21 protein-coding genes are annotated in these 23,571 nt (G+C 71.6%); 3 read left to right on the forward strand and 18 right to left on the reverse strand.

All coding sequences use genetic code 11. From position 1 onward, the window contains the following. Positions 1–14: 14 nt before the first annotated feature. The 3 genes from ACF1BE_RS20230 to ACF1BE_RS20240 all read right to left on the reverse strand — a co-directional run bounded on the left by ACF1BE_RS20230 (position 15) and on the right by ACF1BE_RS20240 (position 2,979). Positions 15–671, reverse strand: coding sequence for a vitamin K epoxide reductase family protein (locus ACF1BE_RS20230; protein WP_392200421.1), 657 nt, complete (start codon positions 669–671; stop codon positions 15–17). A 324-nt stretch (positions 672–995) separates the two neighbouring features. Next, complete coding sequence (gene hisS / locus ACF1BE_RS20235; protein WP_392200422.1) at positions 996–2,258, reverse strand: histidine--tRNA ligase; 1,263 nt, start codon at positions 2,256–2,258, stop codon at positions 996–998. A 13-nt stretch (positions 2,259–2,271) separates the two neighbouring features. After that, positions 2,272–2,979, reverse strand: a complete 708-nt coding sequence (locus tag ACF1BE_RS20240) for an MBL fold metallo-hydrolase (RefSeq protein ID WP_356944229.1) — start codon at positions 2,977–2,979, stop codon at positions 2,272–2,274. A gap of 167 nt (positions 2,980–3,146) precedes the next feature. Here ACF1BE_RS20240 and ACF1BE_RS20245 point away from each other — a divergent pair, with 167 nt between their 5' ends. Both ACF1BE_RS20245 and ACF1BE_RS20250 read left to right on the forward strand, forming a co-directional pair. Then, positions 3,147–3,977, forward strand: a complete 831-nt coding sequence (locus tag ACF1BE_RS20245) for a peptidylprolyl isomerase (RefSeq protein ID WP_392200423.1) — start codon at positions 3,147–3,149, stop codon at positions 3,975–3,977. 154 nt (positions 3,978–4,131) lie between these two features. Beyond that, positions 4,132–5,361, forward strand: a complete 1,230-nt coding sequence (locus ACF1BE_RS20250) for a DUF349 domain-containing protein (RefSeq protein ID WP_392200424.1) — start codon at positions 4,132–4,134, stop codon at positions 5,359–5,361. A 59-nt stretch (positions 5,362–5,420) separates the two neighbouring features. On the opposite strand, the gene ACF1BE_RS20255 is transcribed toward ACF1BE_RS20250, so the two are convergent. The 15 genes from ACF1BE_RS20255 to pgsA all read right to left on the reverse strand — a co-directional run bounded on the left by ACF1BE_RS20255 (position 5,421) and on the right by pgsA (position 20,903). Then, positions 5,421–7,955: a RelA/SpoT family protein gene (locus tag ACF1BE_RS20255; RefSeq protein ID WP_392200425.1), complete on the reverse strand. Its 2,535-nt coding sequence runs from the start codon at positions 7,953–7,955 to the stop codon at positions 5,421–5,423. Positions 7,956–8,195: 240 nt separating this feature from the next. Beyond that, entirely contained in the window at positions 8,196–8,744 is a 549-nt protein-coding gene (locus tag ACF1BE_RS20260; RefSeq protein WP_392200426.1) for an adenine phosphoribosyltransferase, read from the reverse strand. Further along, positions 8,741–9,850, reverse strand: coding sequence for a protein translocase subunit SecF (gene secF / locus ACF1BE_RS20265; RefSeq protein WP_392200427.1), 1,110 nt, complete (start codon positions 9,848–9,850; stop codon positions 8,741–8,743). The genes ACF1BE_RS20260 and secF overlap by 4 nt, the downstream gene beginning before the upstream one ends. Before the next feature lie 3 nt (positions 9,851–9,853). Then, complete coding sequence (gene secD, locus ACF1BE_RS20270) at positions 9,854–11,638, reverse strand: protein translocase subunit SecD (RefSeq protein ID WP_392200428.1); 1,785 nt, start codon at positions 11,636–11,638, stop codon at positions 9,854–9,856. A gap of 144 nt (positions 11,639–11,782) precedes the next feature. After that, positions 11,783–12,307, reverse strand: a complete 525-nt coding sequence (yajC, locus tag ACF1BE_RS20275) for a preprotein translocase subunit YajC (RefSeq protein ID WP_392200429.1) — start codon at positions 12,305–12,307, stop codon at positions 11,783–11,785. A gap of 279 nt (positions 12,308–12,586) precedes the next feature. After that, positions 12,587–13,666: a Holliday junction branch migration DNA helicase RuvB gene (ruvB, locus tag ACF1BE_RS20280; RefSeq protein WP_392200430.1), complete on the reverse strand. Its 1,080-nt coding sequence runs from the start codon at positions 13,664–13,666 to the stop codon at positions 12,587–12,589. A gap of 24 nt (positions 13,667–13,690) precedes the next feature. Continuing rightward, a complete protein-coding gene (gene ruvA / locus ACF1BE_RS20285) occupies positions 13,691–14,296 on the reverse strand; it encodes a Holliday junction branch migration protein RuvA (RefSeq protein WP_392200431.1) in 606 nt (201 codons plus the stop codon). Continuing rightward, positions 14,293–14,832: a crossover junction endodeoxyribonuclease RuvC gene (gene ruvC / locus ACF1BE_RS20290; RefSeq protein WP_361987723.1), complete on the reverse strand. Its 540-nt coding sequence runs from the start codon at positions 14,830–14,832 to the stop codon at positions 14,293–14,295. The genes ruvA and ruvC overlap by 4 nt, the downstream gene beginning before the upstream one ends. Positions 14,833–14,977: 145 nt before the next feature. Then, the gene (locus ACF1BE_RS20295; RefSeq protein ID WP_392200432.1) at positions 14,978–15,730 is read right to left on the reverse strand and encodes a YebC/PmpR family DNA-binding transcriptional regulator; all 753 of its coding nucleotides are present in this window, start codon (positions 15,728–15,730) and stop codon (positions 14,978–14,980) included. 48 nt (positions 15,731–15,778) lie between these two features. Beyond that, positions 15,779–16,384: a pyridoxal 5'-phosphate synthase glutaminase subunit PdxT gene (gene pdxT, locus ACF1BE_RS20300; RefSeq protein ID WP_392200433.1), complete on the reverse strand. Its 606-nt coding sequence runs from the start codon at positions 16,382–16,384 to the stop codon at positions 15,779–15,781. A 13-nt stretch (positions 16,385–16,397) separates the two neighbouring features. Continuing rightward, on the reverse strand, positions 16,398–17,303 hold the full coding sequence (gene pdxS / locus ACF1BE_RS20305) for a pyridoxal 5'-phosphate synthase lyase subunit PdxS (protein ID WP_356824621.1): 906 nt from the start codon (positions 17,301–17,303) through the stop codon (positions 16,398–16,400). 124 nt (positions 17,304–17,427) lie between these two features. Then, a complete protein-coding gene (locus ACF1BE_RS20310; RefSeq protein WP_392200434.1) occupies positions 17,428–17,970 on the reverse strand; it encodes a hypothetical protein in 543 nt (180 codons plus the stop codon). Positions 17,971–18,124: 154 nt separating this feature from the next. Beyond that, on the reverse strand, positions 18,125–19,336 hold the full coding sequence (locus ACF1BE_RS20315; protein WP_392200435.1) for a glycosyltransferase family 4 protein: 1,212 nt from the start codon (positions 19,334–19,336) through the stop codon (positions 18,125–18,127). Continuing rightward, positions 19,333–20,241, reverse strand: coding sequence for a phosphatidylinositol mannoside acyltransferase (locus ACF1BE_RS20320; RefSeq protein ID WP_392200436.1), 909 nt, complete (start codon positions 20,239–20,241; stop codon positions 19,333–19,335). The genes ACF1BE_RS20315 and ACF1BE_RS20320 overlap by 4 nt, the downstream gene beginning before the upstream one ends. Continuing rightward, positions 20,238–20,903, reverse strand: coding sequence for a phosphatidylinositol phosphate synthase (gene pgsA, locus ACF1BE_RS20325; protein WP_392200437.1), 666 nt, complete (start codon positions 20,901–20,903; stop codon positions 20,238–20,240). Before pgsA ends, ACF1BE_RS20320 begins: the two co-directional genes overlap by 4 nt. Positions 20,904–21,210: 307 nt before the next feature. Here pgsA and ACF1BE_RS20330 point away from each other — a divergent pair, with 307 nt between their 5' ends. Beyond that, positions 21,211–23,412: an elongation factor G-like protein EF-G2 gene (locus ACF1BE_RS20330; protein WP_392200438.1), complete on the forward strand. Its 2,202-nt coding sequence runs from the start codon at positions 21,211–21,213 to the stop codon at positions 23,410–23,412. The last annotated feature ends 159 nt before the right edge of the window (positions 23,413–23,571 follow it).

Genomic DNA, 23,571 nt, shown 5'->3' on the forward strand with positions numbered 1-23,571 from the left:
CGCGGGAACCGCCGTCAGCTGGTCCAGAAGTCCCACCAGCGGGTCAGCACCAGCATGCCGATGATGCCGACGTGCAGGACCGGCAGCACCCAGGTGAACTCGCCGAAGAAGGACTTCAGCGGGCGCGGGGCCGGCAGGAAGCCGTTGCGGACGTTGAACGAGGTGACGTACCAGAACATGACGATCGTGGCGACCCAGGCCAGCGAGCACCACAGGCACAGGGCGTTGATCCGGTACAGGGACTGGAACTGGAGCCAGGTGCAGAAGGCCACGCCGAAGAGCGTGCCGGCGTTCAGGGTCAGCCAGTACCAGCGCGGGAAGCGGGCGCCGGCCAGCAGGCTCATGCCGACGCAGACGACGATGCCGTAGCAGACCAGGCCGAGCATCGGGTTGGGGAAGCCGAACGCGGCGGCCTGCTTGCTCTCCATCACGCTGCCGCAGGAGACGACCGGGTTCAGGCTGCACCCGGGGGTAAAGGTCTTGCCCTCGACCTTGGCTTCCAGGAGCTTGAACTTGTCGATCGTGATGACCCAGGCGGCCAGCAGTCCGGCCGCGCCGGTGATCACCAGCAGCAGGGCGAGGGCGCGGCTGCCGCCCACGGTGCGTGGGGCGTCGGCGGCGCGCCCGGGACCGGGAGCCGTGGAGACGTCGTTGACTGTCGTCTTGCTCATCACGCCGATTCCGTCACTTGAGAGTCGGACCTGCTTCGGGCAGGGGCCATTGTGCCGCACGCGCGCGGTGCGCACCGTTCGCTCCGCATAAGGATGCTGGTACGACGAAGGCGCCGGACGCCCCCTGCCAGGAGCGTCCGGCGCCCACGCGCGCGGGTGCGGCTAGGGTCTTTCGTCCGGATCGGGCCGGACCAGGGAGCGGGTCCTGGTGCCGTGCATCGCACGGCGGAGGAGGGCGCCATGGCGGAGCCATGGCAACCGACGACAACGCGGCGAGGCGCGGTGCCAGGGCCCGCGAGCCCGGCATGATCCGAACGAGAGGGCCTAACCGAGCCGGGACTCCAGTTCGGCCACGATCTCGTTCACGCCGATCGCCGTCTGCTCACCGGACTCCATGTCCTTCAGCTGGACGACGCCCTCGGCGAGGTCGCGCTCGCCGGCGACGACGGCGTAGCGGGCGCCCGAGCGGTTGGCGTTCTTCATGGCGCCCTTCAGGCCCTTGCCGCCGTACGCGAAGTCCGCCGCGATGCCGACCTTGCGCAACTCGGTGACCTTGGCGAACAGCACCCGGCGGGCCTCCTCGCCGAGCGGGACCGCGAAGACGCTGGTCGCGGAGGGCAGGTCCAGCCGCACTCCCTCGGCCTCCAGCGCGAGGACCGTGCGGTCGACGCCCAGGGCCCAGCCGACGGACGGCAGGGCGGGGCCGCCGATCATCTCGGACAGGCCGTCGTACCGGCCGCCGCCGCCCACCGCGGACTGCGAGCCGAGCCCGTCATGCACGAACTCGAAGGTGGTGCGCGTGTAGTAGTCCAGGCCGCGCACCAGCTTCGGGTCGTCCTCGAAGGAGACGCCCGCGGTGGTGATCAGCTCGCGGACCTCCTCGTGGTACGCCTTGCACGCGTCGCACAGGAAGTCACGCAGCAGCGGGGCGCCCGTCAGCTGCTTCTGCACCGACTCGCGCTTGTCGTCGAGGACCCGCAGGGGGTTGATCTCGATGCGGCGGCGCGTGTCCTCGTCCAGGTCCAGGCCGTACAGGAACTCCTGCAGCGCGGTCCGGTAGACGGGGCGGCACTCCTTGTCGCCCAGGCTGTTCAGCAGGATGCGGAAGTCACGCAGGCCCAGCGAGCGGTACGCCTGGTCGGCCAGGATGATCAGCTCGGCGTCGACGGCCGGGTCCTCCGCGCCGAGCGCCTCGGCACCCACCTGGGAGAAGTGCCGGTAACGGCCCTTCTGGGGGCGCTCGTAGCGGTAGTACGAGCCGGAGTACCAGAGCTTGACGGGGAGGTTGCCCGCCTTGTGCAGGCCGGCCTCCAGGGCCGCGCGCAGCACGGAGGCGGTGCCCTCGGGGCGCAGGGCGAGCCGGTCGCCGCCCTTGGTCTCGAAGGCGTACATCTCCTTGGTCACGATGTCCGTGGACTCGCCGACACCGCGCGCGAACAGCTCGACGTTCTCGAACCCGGGCGTCTCGATGTAGCCGTAGCCGGCGGTGCGCAGCGGGGCGGCGATCGCCTCGCGGACGGCCAGGTACCTGGCCGAGTCCGGCGGGATCAGGTCGTAGGTGCCCCTGGGGGCCTTGAAGGTGCTCACTGAGGGTCTCTCGTCACATTCCTCGTCGGGGGGCCGGGGAGGCTCCCTGGCCGGCCGCCACCTGCCGCAGATGGGGATTGGTGGCGCGCTCCTGGCCGATGGTCGTCTGGGGGCCGTGTCCGGACAGCACCACGGTGGAGTCGTCGAGCGGCAGGCACACGCGGGCCAGCGACTCGAGCATGTCCGTCATGGATCCGCCCGGCAGGTCGGTGCGTCCGATGGAGCCGGCGAACAGCAGGTCCCCGGAGAAGAACACCGACGGGATGTCGGCGCTCTCGGGCATCCGGAAGGTCACCGACCCCTTGGTATGGCCGGGCGCGTGCGCGACGGAGAACTCCAGGCCCGCCAGTTCGAGGGTGGCGCCGTCGCTCAGCTCCCTGACGTCGTCCGGCTCCCCCACGGTCAGCTCTCCCATCAGCGGCATGCCGATGGAGCGGCCGAGCGCCTTCTCGGGGTCGCTCATCATGTACCGGTCCTCGGGGTGGATCCAGGCCGGTACGTCGTGCGCCCCGCAGACGGGGACGACGGAGGCCACGTGGTCGATGTGGCCGTGGGTGAGGACGACGGCGACGGGCTTGAGCCGATGCTTGCGCAGTGCTTCCGCGACGCCTTCGGCGGCCTGGTGGCCGGGGTCGATGATCACGCACTCCGCACCGGCGGCGGGGGCGACGAGATAACAGTTCGTCCCCCAGGCCCCGGCGGGGAACCCGGCAATGAGCACGATCGTCCTTCGTTGTGTCGGTCACGGGTGCTTCGGCTGCGGTCAGAAGCCTACCGGCGCTGCCGTTTCCTCAGCGAACCCATATACGGTACGGGGCTACACACCGCGGTCGGCTCACGAGGACGCACGCGTACCGCCCGCCACGACACGCATGAGGAGATAACCCGGTGGTCAGCCAGGAGCAGCGGCGGCGTCAGCTCGCCCGGGAGAAGTTCTTGCGGCAGCAGCAGCGGCGCACCCAGGCGCGGCGCAAGGCCCGTCTGCGCAACTCCGTGATCGCGTCGGTCCTGGGCGTGGTCGTGATCGGCAGTGTCGCGCTGTACACGACCGGGGTCCTGAAGGACGACGGCAAGAAGACGAACGCGAACGCCGGCACCACGCCGAGCGCGACGCCCACCAGCAAGGCGCCCGACCCGTGCGGGAAGCCGGCGGCCGGCTCGGTGAAGAAGCTCAGCTGGAAGAAGGAGCCGGCGATGACGATCGACACGTCGGCGAAGTACTCGATGAAGCTCGCGACGACGTGCGGTGACATCGACATCGCGCTGAAGACGGCGGCGGCCCCGCACACGGTGAACTCGTTCGACTTCCTGGCGGGCAAGGGCTACTTCGACCACACCAAGTGCCACCGGCTCACCACCGAGCAGATCTTCGTCCTCCAGTGCGGCGACCCCCAGGGCTCGGGGATGGGCGGGCCGGGCTACACCCTCCCGGACGAGAATCTGAAGGACAAGGTCCTCAAGGGCGGCACCTACCCGGCGGGCACGGTCGCGATGGCCAACACCGGACAGAAGCACACCGGCGGCAGCCAGTTCTTCCTCGTCTACAAGGACACCCCGCTGCCGCCCAGCTACACCCCGTTCGGCACGGTGTCCGCATCGGGCATGAAGGTGCTCACGAAGATCGCCGCGGCCGGCAGCCAGCCGGCCGACCCGAGCACCGGCAACACCGCCCCGAACGCCACCGTGGTGATCGACAAGGCGACGGTGACGAAGTCCTGACGGCCGGGGCGGCGCGGGACGGCCGACTGCGGAATTTCGGTCGCGCTGGATGCGGACAGGTCACCCGCCGGTCGCCTATGTTGGCCGTGACGAAACTGTGGACGATGCCCGGGGGTGCTGAGGCCCCCCGCAGGCATCATGTGGAGGAGGCGCTGTGAGCAGCGACCCGTGGGGACGCGTCGACGAGACGGGGACCGTGTACGTGCGTACGGCCGACGGCGAGCAGGTCGTCGGCTCCTGGGCGGCCGGCTCCCCCGAGGAGGCGCTTGCCTACTTCGAGCGCAAGTACGAGGGCCTGGTTGTCGAGATCGGCCTCCTCGAGAAGCGGGTGCGGACCACCGACCTGTCGTCGAAGGACGCCCAGACCGCGATCGGTCACCTGCGCGAGCAGGTGGACGCGCACCACGCGGTCGGCGACCTGGACGCACTGCGCACGCGGCTGGACAAGCTGGTGGAGACCGTCGAGGCGCGCCGCCAGGAGCGCAAGGCGCAGCGCGCCAAGCAGTCCGACGAGGCCCGCCATGCCAAGGAGGCGCTGGTCGCCGAGGCGGAGGAGCTGGCGCAGTCCGACCAGTGGCGGGCCGCCGGTGAGCGGCTGCGGGCGCTGGTGGACACCTGGAAGGGCCTGCCGCGTCTGGACCGCAAGTCCGACGACGAGCTGTGGCACCGCTTCTCGCACGCCCGGTCGGCGTTCTCCAAGCGCCGCAAGGCGCACTTCGCGCAGCTGGACGCGCAGCGCGAGGAGGCCCGCCGCGTCAAGGAGCGGCTGGTCGCCGAGGCGGAGGCGCTGTCGGGTTCGGCGGACTGGGGTCCGACGGCGGCCCGTTACCGCGAGCTGATGGCGGAGTGGAAGGCCGCGGGCCGCGCCCAGCGCGAGCACGAGGACGACCTGTGGAACCGCTTCCGCGGCGCCCAGGACGTCTTCTTCGCGGCCCGCAGCTCGGTGTTCGCCGAGCGGGACGCGGAGCAGTCGGAGAACCTGAAACTGAAGGAGGAGCTGGCCGAGGAGGCCGAGAAGCTCCTGCCGATCCAGGACCTGAAGGCCACCCGGGCCGCGTTCCGCTCGATCAACGAACGCTGGGAGGCCATCGGCCACGTCCCGCGGGACGCGCGGCCGAAGGTCGAGGGGCGGATGCACGCCGTCGAGCGGGCGATCCAGGAGGCCGAGGAGGCCGAGTGGCGCCGGACGAACCCGGAGGCACGCGCGCGCGCCGAGGGTCTGACGGGTCAGCTCCAGGCCGCCGTGGACAAGCTGGGGGCGCAGATCGAGCAGGCGCGCGCCCAGGGCAACAACGCCAGGGCCGACAAGCTGCAGCGTGAGCTGGAAGGCCGCCAGGCCCTGCTGGAGCAGGCCCTGAAGGGCTTGCAGGAGTTCGGCGGCTGATCCCCCGCCGCTTGCGCGAAAGGGCCCCGTACGCGCGTACGGGGCCCTTTCGCATGTGGCTACGACCGGCTGCGTCCTGAGGTCACGCGGTACACGTCGTACACGCCCTCCACGCCGCGGACGGCCTTCAGGACGTGACCGAGGTGCTTGGGGTCGCCCATCTCGAAGGTGAAGCGGGAGGTGGCGACCCGGTCACGGGAGGTCTGCACGGCCGCGGAGAGGATGTTGACGTGCTGGTCGGAGAGGACGCGGGTGACGTCCGACAGCAGGCGTGAACGGTCCAGCGCCTCGACCTGGATGGCGACCAGGAAGACCGAGGACTGGGTGGGGGCCCACTCGACGTCGAGGATGCGCTCCGGCTCGCGGGAGAGCGAGTCGATGTTGACACAGTCGCTGCGGTGCACCGAGACACCGCTGCCGCGCGTGACGAACCCGATGATCGGGTCGCCGGGGACCGGCGTGCAGCAGCGGGCCAGCTTGACCCACACGTCGTCGACGCCCTTGACGACGACGCCCGGGTCGGCGCTGGAGCGGCGTTTGCGGCTGCGTCCGCGCGCCGGCGGGACCGACTCGTCGATCTCCTCGGTGGCGGCCTCCTCGCCGCCCAGGGCCTGCACCAGCTTCTGGACGATGTTCTGCGCGGAGACATGGCCCTCGCCGATCGCCGCGTACAGCGCGGAGATGTCCGAGTACCGCATCTCGTGGGCGAGCGTGACGAGGGAGTCGCCGGTGAGGATGCGCTGGATCGGCAGGTTCTGCTTGCGCATGGCCCGCACGATGGCGTCCTTGCCGTGCTCGATGGCCTCGTCGCGGCGTTCCTTGGAGAACCAGGCGCGGATCTTGTTGCGTGCCCGTGGCGACTTGACGAAGCCGAGCCAGTCACGGGACGGGCCGGCGCCGACCGCCTTGGAGGTGAAGACCTCCACCAGGTCGCCGTTGTCCAGGGTGGACTCGAGCGGTACGAGGCGGCCGTTGACCCGCGCTCCTATGGTGCGGTGGCCGACCTCGGTGTGGACGGCGTAGGAGAAGTCGACCGGTGTGGCGCCCGCCGGGAGGGCGATGACGTCGCCCTTCGGCGTGAAGACGAAGACCTCGTTGCGCGACAGGTCGAAGCGCAGGGACTCCAGGAACTCGCCCGGGTCCTCGGTCTCCTTCTGCCAGTCCAGCAGCTGTCGCAGCCACGCCATGTCGTTGAGGTGGTCGTCCTTGCCGGTGCTGCGGGGCGCGTCGGAACGCACCTTGGAGGCACCGGCGACGGCCTCCTGCTTGTACTTCCAGTGCGCGGCGATGCCGTACTCGGCGCGGCGGTGCATGTCGAACGTGCGGATCTGGAGTTCGACCGGCTTGCCGTTGGGCCCGATGACCGTCGTGTGCAGCGACTGGTACATGTTGAACTTGGGCATCGCGATGTAGTCCTTGAACCGGCCGGGGACCGGGTTCCATCGCGCGTGGACGGTGCCGAGGGCGGCGTAGCAGTCGCGGACCGTGTCGACGAGGACGCGGATGCCGACCAGGTCGTAGATCTCGGCGAAGTCGCGGCCCCGCACGATCATCTTCTGGTAGACGCTGTAGTAGTGCTTCGGGCGGCCGGTGACGGTCGCCTTGATGCGGGCGGCGCGCAGGTCGGCCTGGACCTCGTCGGTCACTATGGCGAGGTACTCGTCACGCTTCGGCGCCCGCTCGGCCACCAGCCGTACGATCTCGTCGTACATCTTGGGGTAGAGGATCGCGAACGCGAGGTCCTCCAGCTCCCACTTGATGGTGTTCATGCCGAGGCGGTGGGCGAGCGGCGCGTAGATCTCCAGCGTCTCGCGCGCCTTCTTCTCCTGCTTCTCACGCTTGAGGTAACGCATGGTGCGCATGTTGTGCAGGCGGTCGGCGAGCTTGATGACCAGGACGCGGGGGTCCTTGGCCATGGCGACGACCATCTTGCGCACGGTCTCGGCCTGCGCGGCCTCACCGAACTTGACCTTGTCCAGCTTGGTGACGCCGTCGACGAGCAGGGCGACGGTGTCGCCGAAGTCGCGGCGCAGCTGGTCGAGGCCGTACTCGGTGTCCTCGACGGTGTCGTGCAGCAGCCCGGCCATCAGCGTGGCCGGGTCCATGCCCAGCTCGGCCAGGATGGTGGTGACGGCGAGCGGGTGCGTGATGTACGGGTCGCCGCTCTTGCGCTTCTGGCCGCGGTGCCAGCGCTCGGCGACCTGGTAGGCGCGCTCGATCTGGCGGAGCGTGGAGTTCTCGATCTTGGGGTCGTTGCTCCGCACTATCCGCAGCAGCGGCTCGAGAACCGGGTTGTACGGGTTCGCGCGCTGGACGCCGAGGCGGGCCAGGCGGGCCCGGACACGATTGGAGGAGCCGGTGCGGGCCGACGGGGTCGGGGGCTGGCGCACCACCGGCGGCTGTGCCGGGCGCTCCGCGGGGGCGGGCTTGGGACGCGAGGCCTCGGAGCTCTTCTCGACGGGCGCGGACTGGGCGTGCTCGACCGGCCCGCGGGCGTCGTTCTTCACCTGCGACGCGTCCGGCGCGGGCTTCGCCCCGGGTGCCGAGGCGGGCTCGGGCTTGGCAGCGGTCAGTGGCTGGGCCTCGTCTGGCAAGAGGGCTCCTCGTGCGCGATCCGGGTCCCCCGGTCAGGCTCCGGACATCCCATGGTAGCCATCCCGCGCCCGGTCATCGCCTCCAGGCCGCTGTGAGGACCGTCTACCCGTGCAACGGACGGAGCCGCCGGTGGATTCCACGGCCGTCCCCCGGGCGGCCCCCGGGGTGTCACGCCGGGCGCCCGGTACGGCGACGGCCGCCCCGGTGGCGCCGGGGCGGCCGTTCGGCGTGCGGGCCGGTCAGATCCGCAGGAGCGCCTCCACCGGCGCGCCGCCCAGGGCCGTCTCCAGACGGGCGCGGCCGTCGAGGAAGCCCAGCTCCATCAGTACGGCGACCCCGCAGACCTCGGCGCCGGCGCGGTGGACGAGCTGGACCGCTGCCTCGGCGGTGCCGCCGGTGGCCAGGACGTCGTCCACGATCAGGACGCGGTCTCCGGAGGCCAGGTCCTCGGCGTGCACCTCGATCTCGGCCGAGCCGTACTCCAGGTCGTACGCCTGGCGCAGAGTGGCTCCAGGGAGCTTGCCGGCCTTGCGGACCGGGATGAAGCCCAGTCCCGCGCGGACGGCGACCGGGGCGCCGAGGATGAAGCCCCGGGCCTCCAGCCCGATCACCTTGGTCGCGCCGGTGCCGGTGGCGATCCCGGCGAGGGCGTCGGTGAGCGCCGCGAAGGCCGCCGGGTCGGCCAGGAGCGGGGTGATGTCCTTGAACATCACACCCGGCTCCGGGTAGTCGGCGACGTCACGGATGCGGCTGAGCAGCAGCGTCGAGATGCCCGCGAGCTCGGTCATCGGCGCTTCCCCGGGGTCCGGCCGCGGCCCCGGCCGCGGGAGGCGGGCTGGTTGCGCGGGCCCACGACGGCCGGGGTGGCGTCGTCGGCGTCGTCGCCCGGGGTGGCGGGGGTCTCCCCGAGGTCCCCGCCGGCCGCGGCCTGGGCGCGCTTGGCCAGGACCCGCTTGGTGAGGGCCTTCATCGCCGGCTCGCGCTCCTTGAGGTCGGCGACGAGCGGGGTGGCGATGAAGATCGAGGAGTAGGCGCCGGCCGCGAGACCGACGAACAGCGACAGCGAGATGTCGTTGAGCGTGCCCGCGCCGAGGAAGCCGCCGCCGATGAAGAGCAGACCGGCGACCGGCAGCAGGGCGACGACCGTGGTGTTGATGGAGCGGACCAGGGTGCCGTTGATCGACCGGTTGGCGATGTCGCTGTAGGTCCAGCGGGTCTGCTTGGTGATGTCCCTGGTCTGCTCCTTGAGGCTGTCGAAGACGACGACCGTGTCGTAGAGCGAGTAACCGAGGATGGTCAGCAGGCCGATGACGGTGCCGGGCGTGACCTCGAAGCCGACCAGGGCGTAGATACCGGTCGTGATGGTGATGTCGTGGATCAGCGCGACCAGCGCCGCGATGGCCATGCGCCACTCGAAGGCGATCGCCAGGTAGATCACGACGAGGACCATGAAGATCGCCAGGCCCTCCCAGGCCTTGTTGGCGATCTGCTCACCCCAGCTCGGGCCGACCAGGTCGGCGGCGAGCTTCTCGGGGTCCAGGTTCAGGTCCTTCGCCAGATCCTTCTTGATCCGGTCGGACTGGTCGGTCTCGATGCCGGCGATCTGGATGCGCAGGCTGCCGTTGCCGAGCTTCTGCACGATCGCCTCGTGGCCGGAGGCCTCCCTGGCGTATCCCTCGGCCTGGGCGACCGAGGTGCTCATCTTGGTCGGCGTGGTGAAGACCGCGCCGCCCTGGAACTCGATGCCCATGTTCAGGCCGCGCACCGCCAGGCCGACGATGGCCGTGATGGTGATGAGGATCGAGACGCCGTACCAGATCTTGCGCTTGCCGACGAAGTCGTAGCTGATCTCGCCGCGGTGCAGTCGAGCGCCGAGGTTGCCGAGTTTCGACATCGCTCATGCCTCCTTCGGGTCGACAGGGTGGCCGGCGGGACCGGCGGGACGGCGGGTGCGGCGCAGCGGCGGCTTGGCGCCCAGGCCCTTCGGGTCGAGTCCGGACCACTTGTGGCCGTCCGCGAAGAACTTGCGGCGGGCGAGCAGCGTCATGAGCGGCTTGGTGAAGAGGAAGACGACGACCACGTCGAGCAGGGTGGTCAGGCCGAGCGTGAAGGCGAAGCCCTGCACCTTGCCGACGGTGACGATGAACAGCACCGCGGCGGCGAGGAAGGACACGAAGTCGGAGACCAGGATGGTGCGCCGGGCGCGCGGCCAGGCCCGCTCCACGGCGGGGCGCAGCGAGCGGCCCTCGCGGATCTCGTCACGGATGCGTTCGAAGTACACGATGAACGAGTCCGCGGTGATACCGATCGCGACGATGGCACCGCAGACCGCCGGCAGGTTCAGCGCGAAGCCGATGGCCGGGCCGAGCAGCGACATGATCACGTAGGTGAGGATCGCGGAGACCACCAGGGAGGCCATGGCCACGAGGGACAGGCCGCGGTAGTACACCACCAGGTAGATCACGACCAGCGCCAGACCGATGGCGCCGGCGAGCAGACCGGCGTGCAGCTGCTCACCGCCGAGCGCGGCGGTGACGGTGGTGACGGACTCCTCCCGGAAGGAGAGCGGGAGGGCGCCGTACGACAGCATGTTGGCGAGGTTCTGGGCCTCCTCCTGCTTGAAGCTGCCGGAGATCTCCGCCTGGCCGCCGGTGATGGCCCGCTGCACGAACGGGCTGGAGACGACCTGGCCGTCCAGGACGATGCCGAACTCGTTCTGCGGGGACTGGTTCTTGGCCAGCTCACCGGTGATGTCCGCGAACTTCTTGCCCCCGCCGGAGGTGAAGGTCATCTGGACCTGCCAGCCGGCGGCGCCCTGGGTGTCGAAGACGGCCTGGGCCTTCTTCACCTCGGTGCCGTCCACGGCGGCCGGGCCGAGCAGGTACTTGAACCAGCTGCCGTCGTTCTCGCCGCAGGCCACGGTGGGCTTGCCGGGCTTGGCGTCCTTGCCGGCGTTGGCGCGGTCTGCGGGCTTGGCGCAGTTCAGCGCGGCGTACCGGGCCTGGAGCGCGGTGTCGCCGGAGGGCTTGCCGCTCGACGGGGCCGAGGGAGTGGCGGACGGTGTGGCGCTGCCGGAGGCGGAGCCGCTCGGCGAGGGGGTGGAGCCGGCCTTGAGCGCGTCGGTGACGGCGCGGCCCTGGGAGGTCGCGGTGCCCGTGGGGGACGCGGAGCCGGACGTCGCCTGCTGCGGGGAGGCACTGCCCGAGGGGCTCGCGCCCGGCTTGGGCGAGGAGCTGCCGCCGGAGGAGGCGCTCGGCGAGGGGCTCTGCGCGGCCGCGCCGCTGGGCTCGCTGGCCAGGACCGGGCGGAAGTACAGCTTGGCGGTGGTGCCGACCTGCTTCTGGGCCTCCGCGGAGTTGGTGCCCTTGGGGATGTTGACGATGATGTTGTCGGTCCCCTGGGTCTGCACCTCCGCCTCGGAGACGCCGAGACCGTTGACACGGCGGTTCATGATGTCGACCGCGGTGTCCATGTTGGCCTTGTTGATCGCGGACCCCTGGTCGGCCTTCGCCTTGAGCGTGATGCTCGTACCACCGGCGAGGTCGATACCGAGACGCGGAGTGGTGTGCCCGGAGGCGAACATCCCTCCGGTGAGCGCCACGATGGCGATCAGGATGAGGACCAGCGAGCGCCCTGGCTTGCTCTGGGCGCTCGCGCTCCGGCCCCTCTTAGGTGCTGCCACCTTCTCGTACTCCCTCTCGGGCCGCCCCGCGCCCGGTCGGCGCGGTCGGCCATGACATGGTGTCGGGCTCCCGTGCGAGACAGCCGCGCCCGGGGTGAGCGGGGCGGGGCTGGTGGTGCCCCCGCCGCGCGTCCCGGGGCGTGACTACTTCGTGCCGGAGTCGCCGTCGGTCTTCTTCGGCTCGTCGTCCGTCCTGGCCTCGGCGGCCTGGGCCGCGTCCTCCGCGGCCCGGATCGCGTCGTCCCCGCGCTCGGCGGCGTCCTTCTTACCGAGGTCGATCTTGTCGTCGGAGGCGGCGGCAGCGGCGGGCCCGTCGGTCTCGTCGGTCTCGGTGAGGGAGGACGCGTCGTCCGGAACGACGGCGGCGTCGGACTTCAGGTCGTGCTCGACGCCGTGGACGATGCGGTTGTACTCGTCGTCGGAGAGGACGGCGCCGATGGCGTTCTTCGCGAACAGCAGGTCCACGCCGGGGCCGGCGTCGAGGAGGACCGTCTCCTCGTTGACTTCCTTGACCGTCGCGTAGATTCCCCCAATCGTGCGGACACCGGAGCCGGGCTGCATCTCGTTCCGCATCTGGGCGGCCTGCTGCTGCTTCTTCTTGGCCGAGCGGGTCATCAGGAACATGGCCGCGATGAGCACGATGAAGGGGAGAAGGGTCAAGGTATTCACGGGACGGGGTTTCCTTCGCGCGACCGCGACGGACAGCGGCCATTGGGACGGGGGTGTGGTCGGCGCCACCCGCAAGGGCGGCATCGGCGGAGTCTAAGCGAGTCCGCGCGCATGGAACAACGCTCAGCATGGCACCTGGGTTCCTGCCGCGGCCAATGTCCCTGCCGTCACCGAGGCATCACGTGGTCATCGGGCGGGCGCCCGGCCGCCCCCGGGCGGGCGACGGCCCGGCGGGCCGGCAACGGAGGGGCCGCCTCCCGGCCGGGCGTCAGGCCGCCGTCACGCCCCGAACAGGTTCTGCTGAGCGCTTCCCCCGGCCCCGCCGGGAGCCGAGCGGGGCGGGGTGAGGCCGAGGTGGGCCCAGGCGGCGGGGGTGGCGACCCGGCCGCGCGGGGTCCGGGCGAGCAGGCCCTCCCGGACCAGGAACGGTTCGGCCACCTCCTCCACCGTCTCCCGCTCCTCCCCCACCGCGACCGCGAGCGTCGACAGACCGACCGGGCCGCCGCCGAACAGCTTCAGCAGGGCCTGCAGGACGGCGCGGTCGAGCCGGTCCAGACCGCGCGCGTCGACCTCGTACACCGCGAGGGCGGCGGCTGCGATGTCGCGGGTGACGACGCCGTCGGCCTTGACCTGCGCGTAGTCGCGGACGCGGCGCAGCAGGCGGTTGGCGATGCGGGGCGTTCCGCGGGAGCGGCCGGCGATCTCCGCGGCGCCGGCCGGGTCGATCTCGACCTCCAGCAGGTTCGCCGAGCGGTGCACGACGCGCTCCAGTTCGTGCGGCTCGTAGAACTCCATGTGCGCGGTGAAGCCGAAGCGGTCGCGCAGCGGGGGCGGCAGCAGGCCCGCGCGGGTGGTGGCGCCGACCAGCGTGAAGGGGGGCAGTTCCAGCGGGATCGCGGTGGCGCCGGGGCCCTTGCCGACGATGACGTCGACGCGGAAGTCCTCCATGGCCATGTACAGCATCTCCTCGGCGGGCCGGGACATGCGGTGGATCTCGTCGAGGAAGAGCACCTCGCCCTCCTGGAGGGAGGACAGGATCGCGGCGAGGTCGCCGGCGTGCTGGATGGCGGGGCCCGACGTGATGCGGATGGGGGCGCCCATCTCGGCAGCGATGATCATCGACAGGGTGGTCTTGCCGAGGCCGGGCGCGCCCGAGAGCAGGACGTGGTCGGCGGTGGCCCCGCGCGCGCGTGCGGCGCGCAGCACCAGGTCGAGCTGTTCGCGGACCTTCTCCTGGCCGATGAACTCACCGAGGTCCTTGGGGCGCAGGGCGGCCTCGACGGCCTGGTCCTCCCGGTCGGCGACCGGGCCCACCAGCCGGTCGGGGGCGGAGGTGCCGGTCGGGTCGTCCCAGTTCATGTGTGTGCCTTACGACGGTCTCGGTCAGCGGGCTCGGTTCAGCGTCTGGAGGGCGGCCTTCAGCAGCCGGCCCACCTCGGGGGTGCCCTCGGCGGCCTCGGCCTGGGGCACGACGGCGGCGACCGCCTCGTCGGCCTCGCGGGTGGCGTAGCCGAGGCCGAGCAGGGCCGCGTGCAGCTGGTCGCGCCAGCCCTGGCCGGCGGGCGCGCCGACGGCGGGGGCGCCGACCGGCTCGCCGAGCCGGTCCTTCAGCTCCAGCAGCAGTTTCTGGGCGCCCTTCCTGCCGATGCCGGGGACGGCCGTGAGGGCTTTCTCGTCGCCGGTGGCGACCGCGCGGCGCAGGGCGTCCGGGGTGTGCACGGCGAGCATCGCCTGCGCGAGGCGGGGGCCGACCCCGCTCGCGGTCTGGAGCAGCTCGAAGGTCTGGCGTTCGTCGTCGTCGGCGAAGCCGTAGAGGGTGAGCGAGTCCTCGCGGACGACGAGGGAGGTGTGCAGTCTGGCCGGCTGGCCGATGCGGAGCGTCGAGAGGGTGTTCGGCGTGCACTGGACGGCCATGCCGACGCCCCCGACCTCGACGACCGCTGTGTCGGGGGCGAGTGCGGCGACCGTGCCGCTGACGAAGGCGATCATGCCGTACGGCCTTTCGTTGCGTGGGCGGTGTGCAGGGCGACGGCCTGCTGGAGCCGGTTCTGCGCGGGAGCGCGCCAGATGTGGCAGATGGCGAGCGCGAGGGCGTCGGCGGCGTCGGCGGGCCTGGGCGGCGCCGACAGCCGGAGCAGCCGGGTGACCATGGCGCCCACCTGGGCCTTGTCGGCGCGTCCGCTGCCGGTGACGGCGGCCTTGACCTCGCTGGGGGTGTGCAGGGCGACGGGGATGCCGCGCCGGGCGGCGCACAGCATGGCGACGGCGCTGGCCTGGGCGGTGCCCATGACCGTGCGTACGTTGTGCTGGCTGAAGACGCGTTCCACGGCGACGAACTCGGGCCGGTGCTCGTCCAGCCACTGCTCGATGCCCTGCTCGACACCGAGCAGCCGGTGGCTGAGGTCGGCGTCCGCGGGTGTTCGTACGACGCCGACGCCGAGCATCGTGAGCGGGCGGCCGGCGACCCCCTCCACGACACCGACACCGCACCGGGTCAGCCCGGGGTCCACCCCCAGTACGCGCACCGCGCCCCCTCCATTCGACGGCCTGTTCGTGCAGGCTATCGGGTGCCACCGACAACGCCCCGCACCCACCGCCCGGGCAGCCGGCGCCCGGCAACGCGACGGGCCGACGGGTGATGTCCCGTCGGCCCGTGAGCAGCCGTGCGCGTTACGCGTCGACCTTCTCCATGATCTCGTCGCTCACGTCGAAGTTGGCGAAGACGTTCTGCACGTCGTCGCTGTCCTCGAGCGCGTCGATGAGCTTGAAGATCTTCCTCGCGCCGTCCTCGTCCAGCTCGACCTGCATGGTCGGGACGAAGTTGGCCTCGGCGGAGTCGTAGTCGATGCCGGCGTCCTGGAGGGCGGTGCGGACCGCGACCATGTCGGTGGCCTCGCTGATGACCTCGAAGGTCTCGCCGAGGTCGTTGACCTCCTCGGCACCGGCGTCGAGCACGGCGCCGAGCACGTCGTCCTCGGACAGCTCACCCTTGGGGACGATCACCACGCCCTTGCGGTTGAACAGGTACGACACCGAACCCGGGTCCGCCATGGAGCCGCCGTTGCGGGTCATGGCGACGCGGACCTCGGAGGCGGCGCGGTTGCGGTTGTCGGTGAGGCACTCGATGAGCACCGCGACACCGTTGGGGCCGTAGCCCTCGTACATGATCGTCTCGTAGTCGGCGCCACCGGCCTCGAGACCCGCGCCGCGCTTGACCGCGGAGTCGATGTTCTTGTTCGGGACCGACGACTTCTTCGCCTTCTGGATGGCGTCGTACAGCGTCGGGTTGCCGTCCGGGTCGGCGCCGCCCGTCCGCGAGGCGACCTCGATGTTCTTGATCAGCTTCGCGAAGAGCTTGCCGCGCTTGGCGTCGATCACGGCCTTCTTGTGCTTCGTCGTGGCCCATTTAGAGTGGCCGGACATCTGCCTGTCTCCTTCGCGTAACCCATCTCTGTACGAACGGCAGAGATCCTACAAGGATTGCGGTGTCCGGTTGGTGCGCACCATGTCGACGAACAGGGAGTGCACACGGTGGTCGCCGGTCAGCTCCGGGTGGAAGGAGGTGGCGAGCACGTTGCCCTGGCGCACCGCGACGATGTGGCCCTCGTGCTCGGCGAGCACCTCGGCACCGGCGCCCACGGACTCCACCCAGGGGGCGCGGATGAAGACGCCCTCCACGGGATCGCCCGGGACACCCCGCACGTCGACCGCGGCCTCGAACGACTCGTTCTGCCGCCCGAAGGCGTTGCGGCGCACGATCATGTCGATGCCGCCGATGGTCTCCTGGCCCGAGCGCGGGTCGAGGATCTTGTCGGCGAGCAGGATCATGCCGGCGCAGGTGCCGTAGACGGGCAGGCCGGCGCGCACGCGTGCGCGCAGCGGCTCCATCACTCCGAAGAGGACGGCCAGCTTGGAGATGGTGGTGGACTCGCCGCCGGGCAGGACGAGGCCGTCGACCTCGGCGAGTTCCTCGGGGCGCCGCACCGGCCTGGCCACGGCGTCCGCCGCGGCCAGCGCGATGAGGTGCTCCCGTACGTCGCCCTGGAGGGCCAGGACGCCTATGACGGGGGTGTTCATGTGTTCCGGTGCCTTACCAGCCGCGGTTCGCGTAGCGCTCGGTCTCGGGGAGGGTGTCGCAGTTGATGCCGACCATGGCCTCGCCGAGGTTCCGGGAAGCGTCCGCGATGATCTTGGGGTCGTCGTAGAAGGTGGTGGCCTTCACGATGGCGGCGGCGCGCTTGGCCGGGTCGCCCGACTTGAAGATGCCCGAGCCGACGAACACGCCCTCGGCACCGAGCTGGCGCATCAGGGCCGCGTCGGCCGGGGTGGCGACGCCGCCGGCGGAGAAGAGGACCACCGGGAGCTTGCCCAGCTCGGCGACCTCCTTGACCAGCTCGTACGGGGCACGCAGCTCCTTGGCCGCCGCGTACAGCTCGTGGTTGTCGTAGCCGCGCAGCCTGGCGATCTCGTTCTTGATCTGGCGCAGGTGGCGGACGGCCTCGACGACGTTGCCGGTGCCGGCCTCGCCCTTGGAGCGGATCATCGCGGCGCCCTCGGCGATGCGGCGCAGGGCCTCGCCCAGGTTGGTCGCGCCGCACACGAAGGGGGTGGTGAAGGACCACTTGTCGGAGTGGTTGACCTCGTCGGCCGGGGTCAGCACCTCGGACTCGTCGATGTAGTCCACGCCGAGGGACTGGAGCACCTGGGCCTCGACGAAGTGGCCGATGCGGGACTTGGCCATGACCGGGATCGAGACGGCCTCGATGATGCCCTCGATCATGTCCGGGTCGGACATGCGGGCCACGCCGCCGTCCTTGCGGATGTCGGCCGGGACCCGCTCCAGGGCCATGACGGCGACGGCGCCCGCGTCCTCGGCGATCTTCGCCTGCTCCGGCGTGACGACGTCCATGATCACGCCGCCCTTGAGCTGCTCGGCCATGCCGCGCTTCACGCGGGCGGTGCCGGTCTCGGGAGCCTGGTTGTCGATGGTGGACACGGGTGACCTCACTGGTGGGAAGAAGGCTTCTGCACCGCAGAGGAAACGCGAGCCGACCAGTCCACAGCAAGAGCCAATGACAAGCCGGTGGATCCTTTTGGCGCACCGGGCCGTCGGCCGGCGGTCAGGAGACCCGTTCCACCAGGGCCGCGGGCGGCTCGTCGTCCATCTCGACGGCCAGCGGGAACGGGGCGTGGCCGGCCAGCCGGAACCAGCGCACCTTGCGGTGCTCCCGCAGCCTGCGCGCCGCCCCCACGGCGTCGTTGTGGAAGCGGCGGGCCATCGGCACCCGGCGGACGGCCTCGGCCAGCTCCCGCGCCGCCTCCTCGCCGCCCGGCGCCTCCCGTACGGCCTCCACCTGGGCCGGGTGCGCGAAGACCGCGCGCAGTGCCTGGCTCAGCTCGCTCTCGGCGACCTCGCGGTGCTCCTCCTCGGCCTGCCGGGCGGCGTGCGCGGCCTCGTACAGCACGATCGAGGCGGCCGGGTCCAGGACACCCGAGGTGGCCAGTTCCTGCGCCACGGAGGCTCGCCGCAGCAGCTGGGCGTCGAGGGCGGCCCGGGTGGCGTCCATCCGCACGTGCAGCCGGTCGAGCCGTCCCGCCGTCCAGCTCAGGTACACGCCGACGGCGACGAGCGCGAGGGCGATCCAGATGAGGGTTACGGTCACGGCGGAAGGCTATCGGCTGCCCCGGGACGCCTCCGCCTCACTCCCGTGGGCCACCCCTCCGGTGCCCGGGGGGGGCTGCCGACGCCTAACGACCGCGCCGCCCGAGACCCGGGACCCGGCGGCGGTTCGGCCACCCCTACAAGCTCCCCCGGCCTCAGTCCCGGACGGCCGGTGCCGTCGGCTGTTCGCGGGTGTTCCCGCTCCAGTCGCGGGTCAGGCCGAAGCGGGCCCGCAGGCCCGTCGTCCGCTCGTCGGCGGCGACCGCCGCCGCGCCGGCCGTCACCGTCTCGTAGACCGAGAGGATGTCCGCGCCGACCGTGGACCAGTCGAACCGTCGTACGTGGGCGCTGCCGCGCTCGCTCAGCAGGGCCCGGCGCGCCGGGTCCGCCAGCAGCCGTACGGCCGCCTCCGCCAGCGCGGTCGCGTTCTCGTTCGCGAAGATCTCACCGGCCTCGCCCCGGTCGAGGACCTGTACGAAGGCGTCCAGGTCGGAGGCGAGGACGGGAGCGCCCGCGGACAGCGCCTCGACGAGGATGATGCCGAAGCTCTCGCCGCCGGTGTTGGGCGCGACGTACAGGTCGACGCTGCGCAGGAGGCGCGCCTTGTCCTCGTCGCTGATCATGCCGAGGAACTCCACGCGCGAGCGCAGTTCCTCCGGCAGGTCCTCGACGGCCGCCTCCTCGTCGCCCCGGCCCGCCACCAGCAGCCGTGTCCCCGGCCGGGCGGCCACGATGTCCGGCAGGGCCTTCATCAGCACGGGCAGGCCCTTGCGGGGCTCGTCGATGCGGCCGATGAAGCCGATGGTGTCGCCCTGCCACCGCGGATCGGGTTCGGCCTCGGCGAAGAAGTCCACGTCGACGCCGTTGGGGATGACCACCGCGTCCCCGCCCAGGTGCTCGACCAGGGTGCGGCGGGCGTACTCGCTCACCGCGATGCGCGCGCTGATCTTCTCCAGGGCGGCCTGGAGGATCGCGTAGGCGGCGATCATCGCGCGCGAGCGCGGGTTGGAGGTGTGGAAGGTGGCCACGATCGGGCCGGACGCCGCCCAGCAGGTCAGCAGGCCGAGCGAGGGCGAGGTCGGTTCGTGGATGTGGACCACGTCGAACTTGCCGTCGTGCAGCCAGCGCCGCACCCGCGCGGCCGACAGGAACCCGAAGTTCAGCCGGGCCACCGAGCCGTTGTACGGCACCGGGACGGCGCGGCCGGCCGAGACGACGTAGGGCGGCAGCGGGGTGTCGTCGTCGGCCGGGGCGAGGACGGACACCTCGTGGCCGCGGCGGAGGAAGTACTCGGCGAGGTCGCGGACGTGGAACTGGACGCCACCGGGCACGTCCCAGGAGTACGGGCAGACGATCCCGATTCTCACGCGGGTCCCTTCGTGGGGCCGAGGTCGGCGAGCCACAGTCGCTGGAGCATGTGCCAGTCCTCGGGATGGTCGGCGATCCCGCCGGCGAAGGCGTCGGCCAGTGCCTGGGTCATGACGGCCGTCCGCTCGGTCCGCGTGCCGGATGCGGGGACCTCGACGGGCGGATGCACCCGGCCCCGCATGACGGGCGAGTCGTCGTACCAGAGGGTGACGGGCAGCAGCAGCGCGCCCGTCTGCTGGGCGAGCAGGGCGGGGCCCGCGGGCATGCGGGCCCTCTCGCCGAAGAAGTCGACCTCGACACCGGAGGCCGACAGGTCGCGGTCGGCGACCAGGCAGACCAGGCCGCCGTCGCGCAGTCTGCGGGCCAGGGTGCCGAAGGCGGAGCCGCCGCTGTGCGGCAGGACCTCCATGCCGAGGCCCTCGCGGTAGGCGACGAAGCGGTCGTAGAGCGACTCGGGCCTGAGTCGTTCGGCGACCGTCGTGAACGGCGTCTCCAGGGCGGTGGTGACCCAGGCGCCGGCCAGGTCCCAGTTGGCCAGGTGGGGCAGCGCGAGGACCACGCCCCGGCCGGCGGCCAGGCCGTCGGTCAGGTGGTGCAGGTCCTTGGCGTCGAAGCCCGACCTGATCCGCTCCGCGCTCCACGCCGGCAGGCGGAAGGACTCCATCCAGTAGCGCAGGTAGGAACGCATGCCCGCGCGGGACAGTTCGGCGAGCCGCTCGGGGCTCGCGTCGGGCACCACACGCGCGTAGTTGGACTCCAGGCGCTGTACGCCCTTGCCACGCCGTTTCCAGGCGAGGTCGGCGATGGTCCGGCCCAGGCGCGCCGCGACGGGCTCGGGGAGCTTCTTGACGGTGCTCCAGCCGGCGCCGTACAGCGCGTCGGTGAGCCGGTCGGCGCCGCTCACTGCGCCGCCTCGCCGGCGGTCGGCCGAGCCGCCGCCTCCGCCTCGGCGGACTCGCGGCGCACGGTGACGACCCGCTGGACCAGCGTGACGAGGCTGCCGACGGCGACGACCCACAGGGCGATCGGCAGCAGCCACTGGACGCCCGGCACACCGAACTCGTGCAGGCCGGAGAGACCGGCCGCGACCAGCGAGATCACCAGCCGCTCGGCGCGCTCGACGAGTCCGTTGACGGCGACCGGCAGCCCGATCGACTCGCCGCGCGCCTTGGTGTACGACACGACCTGTCCGCTGGCCAGGCAGAAGATCGACACCGCGCACAGCATGTCGTCATTGCCGTGTCCGGCGTACCAGAGCGCGAACCCGCCGAAGATCGCCCCGTCGGCGACCCGGTCCAGGGTGGAGTCCAGGAAGGCGCCCCAGCGGCTGGAACGGCCCAGCTGGCGGGCCATGTTGCCGTCGACCAGGTCGGAGAAGACGAACAGGGTGATGACGATCGTGCCCCAGAAGAACTCGCCCCGGGGGTAGAAGACCAGCGCGCCCGCGACCACACCGGCCGTGCCGAGGAGTGTGACCGTGTCGGGGCTCACGCCCCGGCGGATGAGAAACGCGGCGAACGGTGTGAGGACACGCGTGAAGAATGCACGCGCGTACTTGTTCAGCATGGCCTTCCCGACGGTCGGTGTCGCCGCGGCCCCTGGTGACCACCGGCTGGCCCATCGTAGTCACGCGCGCGGGTGCGTGGCGGGCGGGCACCCGCAGCCGCGCCGGGAAGCGGTGCACGCCACCGCGCGCGGGGTGTTCGTGACGCGTTCGATGTCCCGTACGCACCCTTCGTAGTCCTTCGTATGGACGCGGCGTGAGGGGAGTGGAAAGCTCGGAATGACCGCGGGCGTCGCCGGAACCGCCCCAGCACGCGGATGCGGCATGTCCGCGCCCACAGTGACCTCACCGTGCACGGGAGGCAGGATCATGGGCGACAAGGCACAGACACACCACCCCGGGGCCGCCGGCAGGGCTCTGGCGGCCGACCGGCCCGCGTCCGTACGGAACGTGGTGCTGGTCGGCCACTCCGGCTCGGGCAAGACGACCCTGGTGGAGGCCCTCGCGCTGACCGCGGGGGCGGTGAACCGGGCGGGCCGCGTGGAGGACGGCGGCACCGTCTCCGACTACGACGACATCGAGCACCGCCAGCAGCGCTCGGTGCAGCTCTCCCTGGTGCCGGTCGCCTGGGACGGCATCAAGATCAACCTGCTGGACACCCCCGGATACGCCGACTTCGTCGGGGAACTGCGGGCCGGTCTGCGCGCCGCGGACGCGGCCCTCTTCGTCGTCTCGGCATCGGACGGCGTCGACGGCACGACCCGGATGGTGTGGGAGGAGTGCGCGGCCGTCGGCATGCCCCGCGCGATCGTGGTCACGCACCTGGAGGCCGCGCGCGCGGACTTCGAGGAGATGACCCGGATCTGCGCGGAGGCGTTCGGCGGCGACGATCCCGACGCCGTGCTGCCCCTGTACCTGCCGCTGCGCGGCACCGAGAGCCCCGACGGGCACGCGTCCGTGACCGGGCTGGTCGGACTGCTGTCGAAGAAGCTGTTCGACTACGCGTCCGGGGAGCGCAAGGAGTCCGAGCCCGGCGAGGACCAGCTGCCGGACATCGAGGAGGCCCGCAACCGGCTCATCGAGGGGATCATCTCGGAGAGCGAGGACGAGACCCTCATGGACCGCTATCTGGGCGGCGAGCAGATCGACACCAAGACACTGATCGAGGATCTGGAGCGGGCCGTCGCCCGCGGCAGCTTCTTCCCCGTCCTGGCCGCCGCCCCCGCCACGGAGGGCGCCCGGCAGGGTCTCGGCACGGTCGAGCTGTTCCAGCTGATCACCGGCGGCTTCCCGACCCCGTTCGAACACCCCCTGCCCGGCGTGACCACCGTCGACGGCGCGCCGCGCGAGCTGAAGCCGTGCGACACGGACGGCCCGCTGGTCGCCGAGGTCGTCAAGACCTCCGCCGACCCCTACGTCGGCCGGATCTCGCTGGTCCGCGTCTTCTCCGGCACCCTGCGTCCCGACCAGCCGGTGCACGTCTCCGGGCACGGCCTCGCCGACCGCGGCCACGAGGACCACGACGTCGACGAGAAGGCCGGCGCCCTGTCCATGCCCTTCGGCCGGCAGCAGCGCCCGGTGACCCATGCCGTCGCCGGCGACCTGGTGTGCGTGGCCAGGCTCGGCCGCGCCGAGACCGGCGACACGCTGTCCGCCAACGACGACCCGCTGCTGATGGAGCCCTGGCAGATGCCGGACCCGCTGCTGCCGCTCGCCATCCAGGCGCACAGCAAGGCCGACGAGGACAAGCTCTCCCAGGGGCTGGCCCGGCTGGTCGCCGAGGATCCGACCATGCGCCTGGAGCACAACCAGGACACCCGTCAGATCGTCCTGTGGTGCCTGGGCGAGGCCCACGCCGACGTCGCCCTGGAACGGCTGCGCAGCCGCTACGGCGTCCAGGTCGACGTCGTACCGCACCGGGTGTCCCTGCGCGAGACGTTCGCGGACCGGGCCACCGGGCGCGGCCGGCACGTCAAGCAGTCCGGCGGACACGGTCAGTACGCGATCTGCGAGATCGAGGTGGAGCCGCTGCCGGGCGGTTCGGGCATCGAGTTCGTGGACAAGGTCGTCGGCGGCGCGGTGCCCCGGCAGTTCGTCCCGTCCGTCGAGAAGGGCGTGCGGGCGCAGGCCGCCAGGGGGGTCGCCGCCGGTTATCCGCTGGTCGACGTGCGGGTCACGCTGGTGGACGGCAAGGCCCACTCGGTGGACTCCTCCGACGCCGCCTTCCAGACGGCGGGCGCGCTGGCCCTGCGGGAGGCCGCGGCCGAGGCGCGGATCCATCTGCTGGAGCCGGTCGCCGAGGTCACCGTGCTGGTCGGCGACGACTACGTGGGCGCCGTGATGAGCGACCTGTCCGGCCGGCGCGGCCGGCTGCTGGGCACCGAACAGGTCGGTTCGGGGCGGACGCTGATCCGCGCCGAGGCGCCGGAGTTCGAGATCGGCCGGTACGCGGTCGACCTGCGCTCGCTCTCCCACGGCACGGCCCGCTTCGAGCGGAGCTACGCCCGGCACGAGCCGATGCCGGCGCAGATCGCCGAGCGCATCCGTGAACAGGCGGGGGACGACGGGTAGCCGGGTGACCGGGGAGGTCCCGGCGCCGGTGTGCGGGCGGGCGGCTTCGGCCGTCCGCCCCCGGGCTGTCGGTGCCGGCGGATACGCTGATCACCGGAGCACGTCGTGCCGCGGCCGTCCGGCATTCGTCGGGCCACGGCACGACGAGCGGTCCAACAG

The sequence above is a fragment of the Streptomyces sp. NPDC014991 genome, assembly GCF_043080665.1.
In the GTDB taxonomy this organism is placed as follows: domain Bacteria; phylum Actinomycetota; class Actinomycetes; order Streptomycetales; family Streptomycetaceae; genus Streptomyces.

What these genes read in the sequence shown, in the direction of transcription:
- ACF1BE_RS20260 (WP_392200426.1), bottom strand. Translation starts at nt 8,744, where the DNA reads ATGACCGAGCTCGCGGGCATCTCGACGCTGCTGCTCAGCCGCATCCGT.
- ACF1BE_RS20295 (WP_392200432.1), bottom strand. Translation starts at nt 15,730, where the DNA reads ATGTCCGGCCACTCTAAATGGGCCACGACGAAGCACAAGAAGGCCGTG.
- ACF1BE_RS20330 (WP_392200438.1), top strand. Translation starts at nt 21,211, where the DNA reads ATGGGCGACAAGGCACAGACACACCACCCCGGGGCCGCCGGCAGGGCT.
- ACF1BE_RS20230 (WP_392200421.1), bottom strand. Translation starts at nt 671, where the DNA reads ATGAGCAAGACGACAGTCAACGACGTCTCCACGGCTCCCGGTCCCGGG.
- ruvA (WP_392200431.1), bottom strand. Translation starts at nt 14,296, where the DNA reads ATGATCGCCTTCGTCAGCGGCACGGTCGCCGCACTCGCCCCCGACACA.
- pdxT (WP_392200433.1), bottom strand. Translation starts at nt 16,384, where the DNA reads ATGAACACCCCCGTCATAGGCGTCCTGGCCCTCCAGGGCGACGTACGG.
- pgsA (WP_392200437.1), bottom strand. Translation starts at nt 20,903, where the DNA reads ATGCTGAACAAGTACGCGCGTGCATTCTTCACGCGTGTCCTCACACCG.
- ruvB (WP_392200430.1), bottom strand. Translation starts at nt 13,666, where the DNA reads ATGAACTGGGACGACCCGACCGGCACCTCCGCCCCCGACCGGCTGGTG.
- secF (WP_392200427.1), bottom strand. Translation starts at nt 9,850, where the DNA reads ATGTCGAAACTCGGCAACCTCGGCGCTCGACTGCACCGCGGCGAGATC.